Annotated in this window: 14 protein-coding genes; 11 read left to right on the top strand and 3 right to left on the bottom strand. The window is 58.1% G+C overall.

From position 1 onward, the window contains the following. Positions 1-189: 189 nt before the first annotated feature. Genes AC2T4A_RS22890 through AC2T4A_RS22860 form a run of 7 tightly spaced genes read left to right on the top strand, consistent with a single transcriptional unit; the run spans position 190 to position 6,472 of the window. Complete coding sequence (locus AC2T4A_RS22890; RefSeq protein WP_138526831.1) at positions 190-867, top strand: thermostable hemolysin; 678 nt, start codon at positions 190-192, stop codon at positions 865-867. After that, complete coding sequence (locus AC2T4A_RS22885; RefSeq protein ID WP_486741880.1) at positions 857-2,323, top strand: AMP-binding protein; 1,467 nt, start codon at positions 857-859, stop codon at positions 2,321-2,323. Before AC2T4A_RS22890 ends, AC2T4A_RS22885 begins: the two co-directional genes overlap by 11 nt. A gap of 8 nt (positions 2,324-2,331) precedes the next feature. After that, positions 2,332-3,012: an iron-containing redox enzyme family protein gene (locus AC2T4A_RS22880; protein WP_138526829.1), complete on the top strand. Its 681-nt coding sequence runs from the start codon at positions 2,332-2,334 to the stop codon at positions 3,010-3,012. Then, complete coding sequence (locus tag AC2T4A_RS22875; protein ID WP_138526828.1) at positions 2,999-3,805, top strand: SDR family oxidoreductase; 807 nt, start codon at positions 2,999-3,001, stop codon at positions 3,803-3,805. Before AC2T4A_RS22880 ends, AC2T4A_RS22875 begins: the two co-directional genes overlap by 14 nt. Next, positions 3,802-4,443: a tetratricopeptide repeat protein gene (locus AC2T4A_RS22870; protein WP_138526827.1), complete on the top strand. Its 642-nt coding sequence runs from the start codon at positions 3,802-3,804 to the stop codon at positions 4,441-4,443. The genes AC2T4A_RS22875 and AC2T4A_RS22870 overlap by 4 nt, the downstream gene beginning before the upstream one ends. Before the next feature lie 2 nt (positions 4,444-4,445). Further along, positions 4,446-5,108, top strand: a complete 663-nt coding sequence (locus tag AC2T4A_RS22865) for a response regulator (protein WP_024767066.1) — start codon at positions 4,446-4,448, stop codon at positions 5,106-5,108. Further along, positions 5,105-6,472 carry a sensor histidine kinase gene (locus AC2T4A_RS22860; protein WP_486741879.1) on the top strand — a complete coding sequence of 456 codons (1,368 nt, stop codon included), beginning with the start codon at positions 5,105-5,107 and terminating at the stop codon, positions 6,470-6,472. Before AC2T4A_RS22865 ends, AC2T4A_RS22860 begins: the two co-directional genes overlap by 4 nt. Positions 6,473-6,549: 77 nt before the next feature. On the opposite strand, the gene AC2T4A_RS22855 is transcribed toward AC2T4A_RS22860, so the two are convergent. Next, positions 6,550-7,824 (bottom strand): cyclic di-GMP phosphodiesterase, encoded by a 1,275-nt coding sequence (locus tag AC2T4A_RS22855; protein ID WP_138526825.1) that lies wholly within the window; start codon positions 7,822-7,824, stop codon positions 6,550-6,552. Between the two features lie 198 nt (positions 7,825-8,022). Continuing rightward, positions 8,023-9,636 (bottom strand): methyl-accepting chemotaxis protein, encoded by a 1,614-nt coding sequence (locus tag AC2T4A_RS22850; RefSeq protein ID WP_171049580.1) that lies wholly within the window; start codon positions 9,634-9,636, stop codon positions 8,023-8,025. A 182-nt stretch (positions 9,637-9,818) separates the two neighbouring features. Between AC2T4A_RS22850 and AC2T4A_RS22845 the strand changes: the two genes are divergently transcribed. Together AC2T4A_RS22845 and AC2T4A_RS22840 are read left to right on the top strand one after the other, a co-directional pair. Continuing rightward, positions 9,819-10,877 carry a putative bifunctional diguanylate cyclase/phosphodiesterase gene (locus AC2T4A_RS22845; RefSeq protein ID WP_486741878.1) on the top strand — a complete coding sequence of 353 codons (1,059 nt, stop codon included), beginning with the start codon at positions 9,819-9,821 and terminating at the stop codon, positions 10,875-10,877. Beyond that, positions 10,874-11,056 carry an EAL domain-containing protein gene (locus AC2T4A_RS22840; RefSeq protein ID WP_486741877.1) on the top strand — a complete coding sequence of 61 codons (183 nt, stop codon included), beginning with the start codon at positions 10,874-10,876 and terminating at the stop codon, positions 11,054-11,056. Before AC2T4A_RS22845 ends, AC2T4A_RS22840 begins: the two co-directional genes overlap by 4 nt. 56 nt (positions 11,057-11,112) lie before the next feature. Here AC2T4A_RS22840 and AC2T4A_RS22835 read toward each other — a convergent pair whose 3' ends face one another. Further along, complete coding sequence (locus tag AC2T4A_RS22835; protein WP_138526823.1) at positions 11,113-12,660, bottom strand: sensor domain-containing diguanylate cyclase; 1,548 nt, start codon at positions 12,658-12,660, stop codon at positions 11,113-11,115. 1,563 nt (positions 12,661-14,223) lie between these two features. On the opposite strand from AC2T4A_RS22835, the gene AC2T4A_RS22830 reads away from it, so the two are divergent. Together AC2T4A_RS22830 and AC2T4A_RS22825 are read left to right on the top strand one after the other, a co-directional pair. Continuing rightward, positions 14,224-14,886 carry an inovirus Gp2 family protein gene (locus tag AC2T4A_RS22830; RefSeq protein WP_486741876.1) on the top strand — a complete coding sequence of 221 codons (663 nt, stop codon included), beginning with the start codon at positions 14,224-14,226 and terminating at the stop codon, positions 14,884-14,886. A 262-nt stretch (positions 14,887-15,148) separates the two neighbouring features. Further along, positions 15,149-15,547 carry a hypothetical protein gene (locus AC2T4A_RS22825; RefSeq protein WP_486741875.1) on the top strand — a complete coding sequence of 133 codons (399 nt, stop codon included), beginning with the start codon at positions 15,149-15,151 and terminating at the stop codon, positions 15,545-15,547. Positions 15,548-15,792 lie beyond the last annotated feature (245 nt).

Below are 15,792 nucleotides of genomic sequence, written 5' to 3'. Positions count from 1 at the left end.
TGATTGAAGGACTAGGGTGCATCGCTCCTAGCTCCAGGGGCTCTTCGACCAGGCTCTATGGCCGGAGATGCTCTTAAAACACTCATGTCGGATATTCGCTTCCACCGCCGCTGACTCTCAGCGACTTCAGACTACTTTCAGATTCGCCGCTGATACTCCCCTCATCGAACGACCCCTGGGGGGATCACCATGACCCAGCAAGAATGGAGCAGCCTGTTTCCATTCCACTTTGGCTCCGTCGCCGAGCGACAAGCTCGACTGACCTTGCGCCGCGAGGGCGACTTCGACCGCGAGGAGCTTGAAACCTTCATCCACGAGCGTTTCGAGTCCATCCACCACGCTGACGTCCACCACTATCTGCCAGAGCTCATCGGGCTTCAGGACAGCCACGGGCGCTTGATCGCAGCCGCTGGCGTCCGTCCGGCCAGTCAAGGGCCGCTGTTTCTTGAGCACTACCTGGACGAGCCGCTGGAGGGTGTTGTGTCGCGGCTTGCAGGTCGTGCCGTCGGGCGTGAGCAGTTGGTCGAGGTAGGCAACCTTGCCGCCCTGAGTGCTGGCAGTGCGCGCGTGATCATCACCGCCGTGACCTGGCTGCTGGCTGCGCGCGACCTTCAGTGGGTCGCCTTTACCGGCGCCTCCACCCTGGTCAACAGCTTCCACCGATTGGGATTGGAGCCAACCGTGATCGCCGAAGCAGATCCGCGTCGCCTGAACGGCGAGCTGGCCAGTTGGGGCAGCTATTACGCGCAGCACCCCCTGGTCTACGCAGGAAACATCGGCTACGGCCATGACGAACTGGAGCGCGCGGGTGTGTACAAGCGCATGGGTTTCCCGATGCTGCTACAGGAGGCCGGCCATGCCGCATGAACTGAACGCCTTTCGTCAGGTGCTGCAGGCGCATGCCACGGATCATGCCTCGAAAGTGGCTGTACGCGGAATCACTGGCAACGTCACCTATGCGCAGCTTCTGGCTGAAGTTGAACGTCGCGAAGTATGGCTGCGAGAGCAACCCGATGGCCCGTTTGCCCTCGCACTGGAGAACGGCCCCGAAGCGCTACTCTGGGATCTGGCCGCCCTCTTCGCTGAGCGCCCGTCCCTCATCCTCCCGCCCTTTTTCAGTGCCGCACAGCGTCTGCATTGTTTGATGCAGACCCAGGCGACACTGGCCGTTGCCAACGACTCCTTCGCAGAAGATCTGCGAGCAGCCGGTTTCACACCAGGCGAGCGCTTCTGGGAGCGGCCGGCCGTACTCGACGCCGGCCTACCGGCAGGCACTGCCAAGATCACCTACACCTCCGGTAGCACTGGGTCGCCCAAGGGCGTATGCCTGAGCGCCACGTCACTGCTGTGCGTTGCACAGGAGCTCGAAGCAGCGAGCCGTCCAACCGAGCCCACGAAGTACCTCGCAGTACTTCCGTTAGCCGTCTTGCTGGAGAATCTCGGTATTTATGCAGCGCTGCTGGCGGGAGCCAGCATCACGCTCTATCCGCAAGCGCAGATGGGCATCGGTGGAGCCAGTCAAGTCGACTGGAAACGCTTCCTCGGCACCATTGCACTCAGCGGCGCCGAGAGCCTGATTCTGGTACCACAACTCCTGCTTGGCCTGGTCACCGCCATCGAGCGCGGCATGATGAAAGTCGGCCCCCTGCGATTCGTCGCAGTAGGTGGTGCCAAAGTCGCGAGCAGCTTGCTGGAGCGCGCCGAAGCAGTGGGGCTTCCGGTCTTCGAAGGCTACGGGCTCTCCGAATGCGCCTCCGTGGTTTGCCTGAACCGCCCAGGCGATCAGCATCCAGGCAGCGTGGGCCGTCCCCTACCGCACGTCCAGGTGCGTATCGCTGATGACGGGGAAGTGCTGGTTCGCGGTTCCACCCTGCTGGGCTACTTGGGCGAACCTTCTTTCGACGGGGAATGGTGGCCAACCGGCGATCTCGGCCATTTCGACGCTGCTGGATTCCTCTACCTGGCTGGCCGCAAAAAAAACCAGTTCATCACCAGCTTCGGTCGCAACGTGAATCCCGAGTGGATCGAGGCCGAGCTTTCCCAGACAGGCGTAATCCTCCAGGCCTTCGTCCACGGCGAGGGGCTGCCGCGCAACTTCGCATTGCTCTGGCCCATCGCCCCAAGCATCAGCGACGAAGTCATCGAGCAGGCCGTGCAGCAATGCAACGCCGGCTTACCCGATTACGCACGGATTTATGCCTGGAGACGCCTACCCAGTCCCTTTAGCGGTGCTGACGGAACCCTTACCAGTAATGGCCGGCCGCGCCGCCAGGAAATCCTCCGTCGCCACCAGCCCCTCATCACTGAACTATCGCAATCCTGAGGTCTGCCATGAACTTCTTCGACACTCTTCAATCCGCCACTACCCAGGAACGCCAGGCGCTGTTCAGCGTACCCGTCATTCGCGATGCCTTGGGCGGCATTGTCAGCCTGGAGGGCTACATCGCCTTCCTCACCCAGGCCTATCACCACGTTCGTCATACCGTGCCGCTGATGATGGCGTGCGGCGCTCGTCTGCCCAGCCGGCTTGAATGGTTGCGCGGTGCAGTCTGCGAATACATCGAGGAGGAGTACGGCCACGAGCAGTGGATTCTCAATGACATTGCAGCGTGCGGTGGCGACGCGGAGCAGGTGCGTAACAGCCGCCCCAGCCTGTCGATCGAGCTGATGGTGGCCTTCCTCTATGACTTGATTGCCCGCGACAATCCCGTCGGCCTGTTCGGCATGGTCAACGTCCTCGAAGGCACCAGTATCGCCCTGGCTACCCAGGCCGCCGGCAGCATCCAGCAAGGACTTGGCCTGCCGCCGACGGCATTCAGCTACCTGAGCTCCCACGGCGCGCTCGACCAGGATCACATGGCAACCTATCGCGAGCTGATGAACCGCCTGGATCGTCCGGAAGATCAAGAGGCGGTGATTCATTCCGCCAAGGTCGTCTACCAGCTGTACACCGAGATGTTCCGAGGCCTACCGCGAGCCCACCAGCCAGAGGTGCAGCATGCGCTTGCGTGAGTCGGTGGTGGTATTGACCGGTGCCAGCGGCGGCATTGGCCTGGAACTGGCCAGCCAGCTGTGTGCTGGCGGCGCCCGAGTGCTGGCCATCAGCCGGCACCTTGGCGGTCTGGCGGTGCTCATGAACCGTTATCCCAGTCAGTTGCGCTGGCATTCCGCCGATCTTCGTACCAGGAGTGGCCGGCAAGAGGTAGCCACCGCTGCCTGGGCCATGGGCGGCGTGAACGTGCTGATCAACGCCGCAGGCGTGAACCGCTTCGCCCTGCTTGAGCAGATCGACGAAGACACGCTGGACGACCTGCTGGATCTCAACATCAAGGCCCCCCTGCAGCTGACCCGCCTGCTGCTGCCATTGTTGCGCGAGCAGCCTCATGCGTTGGTGGTCAACGTCGGCTCCATCTACGGCTCCATCGGCTATCCCGGCTACGCGACCTATAGCGCCAGTAAGTTCGCCTTGCGCGGATTCTCCGAAGCGCTTCGACGCGAATTGGCCGATACCACGGTCGACGTACTCTACGCAGCGCCACGTGCCACCCGTACATCGATGAATACAACTGCCGCCACCGCGCTCAACCAAGCGCTGAAAGTAGGGATGGATGATCCGGTCGATGTCGCGCGGGCAGTACTTGATGCGGTGCAACAGCAACGCAACGAGCTGTACCTGGGATGGCCTGAAAAACTCTTCGTGCGCCTCAACGGCATGCTGCCCGGCGTGGTCGACCGCGCGTTGCGCAAGCAGCTCCCACTGATCCGCCGTTACAGCGATGCCAACGCCAAGGAGCACAGCAAATGAAACGCCTGATACTCGCCAGCCTCATTGCCTTCTCCCCACTGACCTGGGCGCTCGATCAGGCTGGCAGCCAGCACCTCAGCGCGATCCAGCAACGTTGGGCGCAAATCCAGTACCAGATGCCTGAGGCGCAACGCGCAGCCGCTTTCGAAAAGCTGGCGGGCGACGCGGAGACCTTTACCCGCGAGCAGCCCCAGGCTGCGGAAGCTTGGATCTGGAATGGAATCGTGACTAGCAGTTGGGCTGGTGCCACGGGCGGGCTGGGTGCACTGGGCAAGGTGAAAGCGGCCCGGGCAAGCCTGGAGAAGGCCCTGGCTCTCGATCCAAACGCTCTGCAGGGGTCGGCTTACACCAGCCTCGGCGCACTGTATGACCGAGTGCCTGGCTGGCCCATCGGATTCGGTGACTCGGACAAGGCAGATGAGCTGCTGCGCAAGGCGCTGCGGTTGAATCCGGAAGGCATCGACAGCAATTACTTCTGGGGTGACCATCTCTATCGCCAAGGGCATTACGTCGAAGCGCGTGCGGCTTTGCGGAAAGCGCTACAGGCACAGCCACGGCCCGGTCGTGAGCTGGCCGACCAGGGCCGGCGCGGCGAAATCGATGCTTTACTCAAGACGATCAAGGACAAGCAGGACTAAGCATGCGGCTGCTGGTAGTCGAAGACGATCCCGCTCTAGGGGAAGGTATCTGCAACGGATTGCGCCAGGAGGGATACACCATCGACTGGCTGCAGGACGGGGTGAGTGCATTGCACGCCCTGCAGCAGGAGACATTCGATCTCGTCGTGCTGGATCTGGGGCTTCCGCGTCTGGATGGCATCGAGGTGCTGCGCCGGCTGCGTGCTGGAGGCGATGCGGTGCCCGTGCTGATACTGACCGCCCGTGACGCGACCGATGATCGCATTGCCGGTCTCGATGCCGGCGCCGATGACTACCTGGTCAAACCGTTCGACCTCAACGAGCTGAAAGCTCGTCTGCGTGCGCTCCTTCGACGTAGCGCAGGTCGCGCCAAGGTGCTGATTGAGCATGCCGGGGTGACACTCGACCCGGCCACTCGGCAAGTCAGCTACCAGGGACATCCAGTCGTGCTAACCCCGAAAGAGTACCGGCTGCTCCATGAACTGCTGTCCCAACCCGGCAAGGTCTTCACCCGCGAGCGGCTCACTCAGCTCCTTTACGGCTGGGATGAAGAGCCCGAGAGCAACACGCTGGAAGTGAACGTCTATCACCTGCGCAAGAAACTCTTCAACGATCTAATCCGCACCGTGCGCGGCATTGGCTACCTGGTGGAAGGCAAAGCATGAGTTCGTTGCGCCAACGCACGCTCTGGCGAGTCATGCTGCTATTGCTGGTCGGTACCAGCCTGCTTGCGCTCTACAACTATCACGACAGCAGCCACGAGATCGACGAGATCTACGACGCCCATCTCGCGCAAAACGCGCGCCTCTTGCAAGGCGTCATGAGCATGCCGCTGGACGACAAGGATCGCCATGCGTTGTACCTGGCATTCAATGAAGCACTGAGTCAGGCGGGCAAGCATCGCGTCGGTCACCCTTACGAGAGCAAACTCGCCTTCCAGGTGTGGCGCATCAACGGTGAAGTCCTGGTACATACGGTCAGCGCCCCAAGCTTCATTCGTCCGCTGACCGAGCCCGGCTTTTCCAACATCATGGTGGGGGAGCAGCAATGGCGCAGCTTCGTGCTTCCCGTGCCAGAGCGCCAGTTGGTGATCTGGGTCGGTGAGCGCAACGATGTGCGCAACGATCTAATCGGCCGCATCGTCCGCCACACCTTATTTCCCTTCCTGATCGGCAGTCTCGCGTTGGCGCTGCTGGTATGGCTGGCCATCGGCTGGGGGCTGCAACCGTTGCAGAACATGGCACGTGTCATCCGAGCGCGGCATGCAGAGTCACTGGAGCCACTGCAACTCGTGCCTCTACCTCGGGAGCTTGAACCTATGCAGGCGGCGCTCAACCGGCTGCTGGGGCAGATTGATGAGCTGCTGCGCCGTGAACATCGATTTATCGCCGACGCCGCCCATGAGATGCGTACGCCCCTGACAATCCTTCGGCTGCATGCGCAGAACGCGCTTGAGGCCAGGAGCGATGTTGAGCGAGATAAAGCCTTGGAGTTTCTGGTTGGTGGTGTGGATCGTCTCAGTCGAGTGGTAAATCAGCTGCTGACCATGGCGAGAATCGAGCCGCGGCTAGGGCAGCGCAATTGGTCAACGGTAGATCTGGCGGTAGTCGCTACGGAGACTATGGCAGAGATGACACCCTGGATTTTGGATCAGGGGCAGGAACCGTCATTGGAGATCTCCGAGGGCAACTATCAGCTTCAAAGCGACGCGGGCGCTTTGGGGATTGCCCTGCAGAACCTGGTCGCGAACGCAGTAAATCACTCGCCAGTTGGCGGTCGAGTCAACGTCACGCTGCACCGTGAAGGTAATGGGATTGTACTCAACGTAGAAGACCAGGGGCCTGGCATCGCCCCGGAAGACCTAGAGCGAGTCTTCGAGCGTTTCTACAGCAAAGGCTCTGAGAACGGCGCAGGGCTGGGCCTGTCGATTGTGGCAATGATCATGGAGCGGCTTGGAGGCAGTGTGCAGTTGAGCAATCTACCCTCCGGCGGGCTTCGCGCAACGTTGAGAATCGCGCCTACTTCCTAAGCATTTAAGCCCGCCATGGTTCGGTTACGGCCCGTGGCGAGTAGTTGTACGCTGGTGGCGTAGCTATCTTTTACGCGTCAGCGGTCAAATATCGAACCGCGTCGACGATCCAGCTCGCACCAAAATGCTTCTAGATTTTGAAACCCCCATCGCTCCGGCGACTCGCGAGCTGCAATGCGTTCGCGGCCTTTGAGCTTTGAAAGGTCCAATAACTCCACAGGCAGCGCAGCCTTCGTACGAGTGGAATAAAACACTTTGACTATCGGCAACAACAACTCGGTACTCTGATCTACTACCACCGCGAGCCGGTCACTCTGAAGCCGCACCAGCGCACCAACTGGATAGATGCCCAAACATCGAATGAATGCCTGGAAAACCGACTCGTCAAGATGGTGTCCGCACCAGCGTGACATCCGTTGCAACGACTCCGCAGGATCCCAACCGGACTTGTAGGGGCGGTCTGAGGTAATCGCATCGTAAATATCGCAGACAGCTCCCATACGCGCGACCAGACTTATCTGCTCACCTGCCAAGCCGTGGGGATAGCCACTCCCGTCTAGCTTTTCGTGATGATGAAGGCAGACATCGAGTACCAGCGCACCGACTTGCCGCCCCTCCCGCAAAATGTCTGAGCCACGACTAGGATGTTCGCGAACGCAGGCGACCTCAGCGTCATCTAAACGCCCAGGTTTATTCAAGATACTCATCGGTACACACATTTTTCCGATGTCATGTAACAAACCCGCTAACCCAGCCTCACGAACGAGGCCCTCGTCTAGATGGAGCTGTCGCGCCAGTGAGATCATCAGCGCACAAACAGCGACGGAATGGAGATAGGTGTATTCATCTGCAGTCTTGAGGCGAGCCAAGCTGATCAGTGCGGTGGGATGGCGCTCCACTGAGACAGTAATCTCATTGACCATGGCCCGTGCACCCTCAACCTCGACGGCACGTCCCAGCCGAGCATCCTGAAACATTGCCATCACGACCTTTTTGGACTTACTGCACAACTGGCGAGCCGACTCAATTTCTTGCTCCAGAGAGCGGCGAATTGCACTGCTCGCGGTTGTATTTCGCTGCGACTCATCGACGGGCGTTGTAGGGCGTGGTTGAGACGACGTTTCCGGTTTAGAGTCGGCTTGCTTAAGGGCAGGCGGTGATAGCCCTCTACTGGGATCTATAAGCACTTCTCGCACCGAACTCTCTTTGAGCCGACGCAGGTCTTCGGGGTCTTCAAGCAGGAAATGGGCACGCCAAAAGGGATGATTTACCCAAGCCCCACACAATTCTTGTACATACATGCCGAGCGTCACTGCTTCGACTGGAATACGCAAATACGGCGAATCGGTCATTATCTTGCCCCATAGAAGCCCCCTGCCTGCTAGCTCCAGCACCGCAGACGGATGAATCGCTGCTCACCCGCGATGCTGACTCCTTGCCTACCCTGGCAGTACATTCCACAACATGTTTTTCGAGCATGTCCGCCTGTCGCGCTGGATGCGCCCGTCCCGAGAACCAACATTGAGAGAGCGTATCCATAGTCAGTGCATTCAAACGCGAAATGCGGAAACTGCACTCTTGAGTTGAACAGCCAGTCGAGACAGATCCTGGCTCGATGCACTGGTTTGACTGGCACCGGCAGCGCTCTGCGCAGAAAGATCACGGATGCTCACCAAGCTGCGGTCTACCTCGCGCGCAACTGCCGCTTGCTCTTCCGCCGCGCTCGCTATCATTGCGTTCTGCTCGTTAATAGCCGCCATCGCATTGGTAATGTCGCCGAGGCAGTCATTGGCGGCTTCGGCTCTCTGAACGGTCTCCCCCATCAAGGCAGAGCTACCTTGAAGTGTGCGCACTGCATCTGCAGCATCCTGCTGCAGATGAACAACCATCTGCTCGATCTCCTGCGTCGATTGCTGAGTACGCTGAGCAAGCATGCGAACCTCGTCGGCAACCACGGCAAAACCTCGTCCTTGCTCGCCAGCTCGGGCGGCCTCTATTGCGGCGTTCAGAGCAAGCAGATTGGTTTGCTCGGCGATTGAGCGAATAACATCTAGCACTTTACCGACCTGCTGCATTTGGCTCGCGAGCTGTTCAACTCGTGTGACGCTTGCATTCATGTCCACCGCCAAGGCATTGATCGCGCGAACAGTTTCCACTACCTGATCTCGGCCTTGCACGGCCGCCGCGTCACCGCGCCGTGAGGATTCAAGTGTGGAGCTAGCATTGTTGGCCACGCCATCGACGGCCGCACTCATTTGGTTGCAGGCGGCGGCGGCCTGCTCTATCTCCTGGTTCTGCAGCGTTAGCCCGCGGCTCGCATCTTCGGTAACAGCGTGCAGCTCCTCCGAAGCAGAGGCTAGCTGGGACGATGAGTCGGCGATCAGGCTGATGGTGACGCGCAGGCTTTGCTGCATATTGCGCAACGCTTCCATCAGTTGGCTGGCTTCATCGCGTCCCTCCAGGGGAATGTTCTCGGTCAAATCTCCGGCAGCCACAGTGCGCGCCACCTCAACAGCTTGTGCCAAGGGACGCACAATGCTGCGGGACATCACCAGCGCAAGAATGATAGCGAGCACTACCGCGCCGATCAGAATGACCAGCACCAGTAGTCGAGCCTCTTCGTATGCATGGTCGCTGCTGAGCGTGGCAGCCTTGGCACCGTCAGCATTGAGCTTGGTCAGACCTTCTAGTCCGGAGACCAGCGTGTTGCCCCGGGAGTTGAGAACTTGAGAGATGAGGTCACGCGCCTCGGCCAAACGACTTTGAGCCAGCAAGTCGAGCAGTTGCTGCTGCCCTTCGTAATAGCTCTGCAACGCTATGCGGAAGCGCTCATAACCCGCCGCTTCGTCATCACTGGAGATCAGCGGGCGATACTGCGCCTGTGCCTCTTCCAGATGTTGCCTGTCAGCCGCGAGTAGCTTGCGGTTGGTTTCATTGTCGATCACTGCAACGCGCAACGTGGATGCACGCAAGCGCATGGTGGCGACGTCCATCTGACCGAGCGCCAGAATGCTTGGCAGCCAATTGCCGTCAACCTCACCGGCGCTTTCATTCATAGCGCGCATTTGCAGCAGGGAACCACCGCCAACCACTAGAAGCAACACAACCAATCCGGCAAAAGCTATTGCAATGCGGGTTGAGACGCGGAGGTTACGAATAGTCATGGCGGCGCACTCGTTCTGATTGAAGATCTATCGGCTCGCAATTCCTTACTTAAAGTGCGGGATCTGAAAAAAATGTGAAATATCGACTAAAGGATTAGCGTGTCGAGCGATGCAGCGGCCCACGGTCGATGTGTACGGGGTTGCCCAACCGCCGTCTACTCACGGACCGACTCGGACAGGGGATGATGCGCTCCGAACATAGCGGTAAATTGCTCGCTGTCTGTTCTCTCGATCTCGATGGATTCAAGCAGATCAACGACTGCTTCGGGTCGGCGAGCGGCGATGCCATGCTCATTGGTGTCGCAGAGCATTTGAAAATGGCGCTGCGAGGCGATGATACGTTGGCGCGTATGGGAGGCGATGAATTCGCGCTGCTCTTGTCGGATATAGAATCACCGGAGCATTGCTCCTACGTGCTCGATCAACTACTCAGGGCGGCCAATCGGCCAGTCAACATACAGGACACCAAGTTGGCTGTGACTGCGAGCATCGGTGTGAGCCTTTACCCCGATGATCACGGCGACCCAGATGCCTTGCTGCGCCACGCAGACCAAGCCATGTACCTGGCCAAACAGGCTGGCAAAAACCGCTTCCATCTTTATGACCCAGAGCGTGACCGTAAGGCCCAGTCTCGACGCAACCAACTGGAACGCTTGCGCGCCGCGTTGGATGGCAACCAGTTCACACTGTACTACCAGCCTAAGGTCGACTTACGCCTCGGTACAATGGTTGGCGTAGAGGCCTTGCTGCGCTGGCAAGACCCGGTGCATGGCATGCTCGCACCCGGCGAATTCCTACCCATGGTGATCGACAGTGACCTAGAACAGCCTCTCGGCGTATGGGTAATCAACCAGGCAATAGCACAGGCCACCGCATGGCTCGTAGAAGGTCTCGACATACGCGTCAGCATCAATGTAAGCGCCAACCAGCTGCTCTACGGAAACTTTCCGGCAATCCTGTGCGAGGCACTGGAAAGATACCCAGCCTTGCCTGCCAAGAACATTGAGCTGGAGATATTGGAGAATGCCGCTTTCTCCGATCTGGACCAGGCCATTGATGTGCTCGCGCAATGCGAAAGGATGGGCGTGCACTTCGCCCTTGACGATTTCGGTACTGGCTATTCCTCCCTCACCTATCTGCGAAAGCTCCCGATCCAGGCGCTAAAGATCGACCAGAGCTTCGTCCGCAAGATGACCACCGACTCGGAGGATCGGGGAATCGGGGAATCGTCGAGAGCGTGATCCAATTGGCTCACACCTTCCAACTCGAAGTAGTCGCGGAAGGCGTGGAGACACAGCAGCATGCAGCCCTGCTGCAGAATATCGGCTGTTCCATCGTGCAAGGTTATGGCATAGCCCGCCCAATGCCGGCCGATGACATTCCGGCATGGGCGAAGCACTGGAACCAGGGTATCCGTTGAGAAAAATGCCTATTGCTGCACTGCAAGCTCCAATCGGACCGTAGGGCCGACGGTGCCTACACTTCTGCCATCACACGATTGCGGCCTGCCTGCTTGGCTTGGTAAAGCAAGTGATCGGCTTGGTCCAGCACCTTGGAGGGATCTGCTTGTTCAGCCCCACAGTGGGATACACCGAGGGACAGGGTGATTTGCCCGGCAGGAGGTATCGGGGTCATCTCCAGTGAGCGGCGAATACGCTCGGCGACTTCTGCGGCTGCAGCCAGGCTCGTTTGCGGTAACAAGAGGATGAACTCCTCACCGCCTACTCGGCACGCCAAGTCGCCGTCTCGACAATTTTGCCCAAGCAGGGTCGCAAATGCCTGTAACACCTTGTCGCCAACGGCGTGCCCATACTTGTCATTGACTCGTTTGAAATGGTCGATATCCATGCTTACTACGGCATAGGGCTTCCCGAGCAAGTGCCAATCATTCAACGCGCTCTCCATTACACGGCGATTTCCAAGACCAGTGAGCGGATCACTTAATGCCTGGCGATTGAGTTTTCCTATGCGCTCCTGGGTCAGCAGAGCGCCGATGATCATTGCTCGCCGAATACTCCAAGCTTCGGCATACCACGCACGCACCTTGCGAATGCCTTCCTCGCTAGCTCGCTGTCCCGCATATTCAGCCAGTTGGCTAAGAGGCCGACTAATGTGCGACGCAGCCCACCAAAGTAGCATCAGGCCGAGCAAGCTCATCGGAATGATGCCAATCACGACTTGCAGCATCAGATTGCAAAGGGTATCGAGAGGCACACTCAATGGTTGCTGTGAAATGACGCCCCATCCACTGTGAGGTACTGCCGCATAGCCGGCCAGCATGTCCCTCCCGGTTGAGCTGCGTATGGGGGACGCACCACTTTCGCCACGCAACACTGCATCGATCGCAGGGTTTTTCCCGACTTGCTCGCCGATACGATTCGGGTCTGGATGAAACAGCAGATGGCGCTCTCCATCCACCAGATAAACATAGGAGGAGTCCTGCTGGAAATGCTTGCTGATGATCTCGTTCAGGGCATTGTCCTTATGCAGATAAATGGTTCCACCTACTAACCCGAGGTACTCCCCCTCAGGGCTCCAGATTGGCTGTGAGGCAAACACGATCAGGTTTCCTACCAACGAGCTGAACGCAGGGCTAATCATCGCTCTGCGCTCTTCCAGCGGAACCTTGGAGCGTAAGGTCTGACCGTTCACACTGAGCGACGTGGGATAGGAAGAAACGATGCGTCCTTGCGCATCAGCAACAATTACCGTGTTGAAGCTATCGTCCTGCTCGGCCAGCCGGCGAGCCTCAGCCCCTCGATGGGCTTCAAGGCGAAAATCTTCGCCAATGATCCGGGCGCTGTAGGCCAAGCGAGCAAGGTCCTCACCCAAGCTCTGTCCGATGGTCAGTGCAACCTTGGCGGCATAAGCGCGATTGGCCTCCAAAGAATTGTGAACCAGCGTTTCACGCTGGATCCGGTAGGTTGCATAAAGATCGTTGAGTAAGGTTGCGAGGATTGCCAACAGGGCGAAGAGCAATATCAATGTACGCAGATTAATTCTGGGAACGGAGCCGGACGGCATGGAGTAAAACTCTGTGGAGCATTGAAAATAGCCCCTTGATAGGAGCTAGCCTTCTGGCGTGATTCCGGCCCGGCAGCGGCACATTCCATGGGTAAGCTGATCCTAAAGGCACATTTTACGCAGGGATAATGATATCAAGTAGCCACCGACCGACCAGTGGCCGATTCAACAGACGGAAGCTCGACGTCGAATTCACCAGCACCAATCAGGCACCTCGAAAGCGATCCGCCTCGACCACTGGCGGACAATGCACAATCCACCAACGCCGCTCTTGCCATTGCTGACTTCAGGCTGCATTCAGATTCGCCGCTAATCTCCCCCCCACTCCCGAGGGCCGATGTCTGCTATGGGTCGGTAGCAGCTCCTAGCCAGCGGCAGAAATCGCCCGATTGTGGCGACTACGACCATACTTGCCATCGAGCCCGAACGTGGAGTCACTTGATGGATTGCGCCCCGAGGTAGCTACCACTGAACTCGAAACGGCCCTCGACTCCGTGAGGGCCTTTCCAGTCTCGCTGTAGGAGCGCCATGAGCGATTTTCCGTAAGCACGCATGAGCCTCAAGTAATTTTTCCATAACGCTGGGGAAAGGTTCTGCTCAACCTCAGTTTCTGCAGCACTTATTGCGCAAGGGTAACGGGCCCAAGATTCCAGCCCACGCTCGAAGCTAGATAGGATTATTGGGCCACGTTTTTGCCAAGGAATAAGATTAGATTGCTGCGAAAGCGCTACTAACCTATGAGACCGAAGGGGACGAGCCAATATCCCATTGGAAACCCACTGTGGATTCTCGTATACGAGAAAGGCTTTTATGGCGTTCTCAAGCGCAAACCCAGCAAGTAGAAAGGTTGACCGGCTACTGCTTGGCCACTCACCGAGGAGGGTGCCATTGCCATCCAGTTGTATAGTTTTGCCAGTTGGGAACTGACGTAGAAGTCCTTTCGACTGCTCGTAGAGGTTGTCCGCAACGAGCAGCCAGCTGTGCGGATGAGCGGCTTGGGCAAACTCATAGTCCGTCAAAATTACCTCCTTGCGTCATGGTTGATTAACATCCTAGTGCCGCGTTTTCGACCCGGCAGCCGCGTAAGTGTCCGACTGATATCCTGAGAAGAGTGAATGGCTGTAGCTGGCCGATTTCTGCCTTTAACGAGAGGCTGCTACCGACCTGAAGCTGACCTTTGCCAAGGGCAGCTGTGTGTCGATTGCTGCCCTGGTTGAACATCCGATTCGATTAGGGAAGTGGGGAGGTGATTGATTTTTTGTCGGAGTGATCAGCACCGAAAATTCCCAATCGACATTGATGCTTTTGCTTCGGTCTATCCGAGCTCCTTGAGGGATAAGTTTTCGGTGCGGGTAATATGCTTTATATCCGTCATCTAATCTCACATCATTCAACCCTCGCCCTATCCCTATCCCTATCCACCCACCTTCCCCTAGCCGTCATCTCTCCTCAAACCATCCCAACCCAGCTCGTCCATCCAATCACTAGGTCTTCCCTAGCCATCGACCAGTAGAAAGTTACTCCCCGTGCAGAGGATATGAACCTCACACAGGAGCAGCCTTCATGCCTCGCCATCCCAGCAATACCAACCTCCACCTGCATAACGTCAGCACCTTCCAGGGCCTACCTGTCATGGCAGAGAAGGGGCCATTCATCGAGCAGTACCTATCTCGTTTACACAGCACCATAGAACGCTCCCTCAGGCAGTACTCCAGGGTGTTTGCCTTCCGAGTCGATCTACGTTTGCCACTGGGTACTGAGTTGCCTGACTACGTGTGCACCAACGAGGTCATCAGTAGGTTCCTGGAGTCCTTCAAGGCCAAGATCGAGCATGACCGACAAAGGGCTCGCACTCGGCATCGATATGCTCATGACAGCAGGGTCAGATACGTGTGGGCGAGAGAAGAGAGCAGGGGAGAGAGACCGCATTACCACCTGCTGATCCTGCTCAACGGAGATGCTTACTTCACGGTGGGTAGGAAGACCTCTACTGAGCAGAACATCTTCCATCGCCTGCAGGAGGCATGGGCGAGTGCGCTGGGGCTCAGCGTGGAGGAGGTGAGTGGTCTGGTGGAGATACCCCGAGCAGCTGGATACCTGGTTAGTCGAGCTGCTGGTGATCAAGGAGAACTAGCTGACCTGTTCCGCCGAGCGAGCTACCTGTGTAAGGCAGCTACGAAGAGCTATGGGGATGGTCAGCATGGATTTGGCTGTAGCCGCGGATAGCTGCATTCCAGACATGTCTTATATCGACTTTCACCCGCAGTCGATCCAATGCACCTGCCTCATTCCTGTTTGCGTGATGGGGCAGTTGGAGCAGGTCGTCTGCCCTGAAAAGGCGTCGTCCGGACGCTTCAACTCTTGCGATGGAGCGCGGTGGTTGACCGTATCGAGACGGGGTGAGCAAGCCTCGTATTCGGACTGGTTGGTTCGTAGAAATTAACCCAGTTGGCTCCTGGTATGACTAAAGCCAGCTAGGTGCATTTCCATGACGAGCCACAACGCCATCCTCTCTGATTTCTTGCTCCGGGCAGAGATCAGGCGCCAAATTGAGCGTTTCGTTGAGGCTGTTCGATCCAGCAGCGAGCCGGCCTACCACCTCTCTCATGATCACGCTGGTGATCCTCTCTATCACCCGACATCTCTCACGATTTCAGTCGATCAGCTAAAGCAGATGCACGACTTCATCATGGGGCTCGACGATGAAGTGGAGGGCGAGGCACTACGAGCGTTTCAGGATGCCTGTCGGTGCGTGGGGCTTGAGTTTAGTCCCTTGGTAGGCGTGGTCTGCCTCAACGAAAGTGAAGATGGCTACCTACGCTCCGAGGAATCGCTGAATTGGCTCGTGGAGTCCGTTCGGTTCTCTCTCGACGTGGGAACGTGCTGAGCACTCGATGCCGCTAGTCAAAGGCCGCAGCCGATTGCTGCCTTCGGATATTGGGCCGGTTCGAACAGATGCTTCCCTAGGAGAGTCTCGCTCGGTCTGCGAGGCAAACAGTCAAAACCTGAAAATTAAACCTATGGCTCGACCGCATTGCTCTGCTCAGCGTGCCCGATGAAACGGCTGCTGCCAGCAGGCAGCGTTTGAAGGAGGTGATACGCACTGTTCTTATCCTTGTTGTGGTTGTGCCA

The organism is Pseudomonas sp. PVC-3-1, from assembly GCF_057444315.1.
This window is presented reverse-complemented; position numbering and strand designations above follow the sequence as displayed.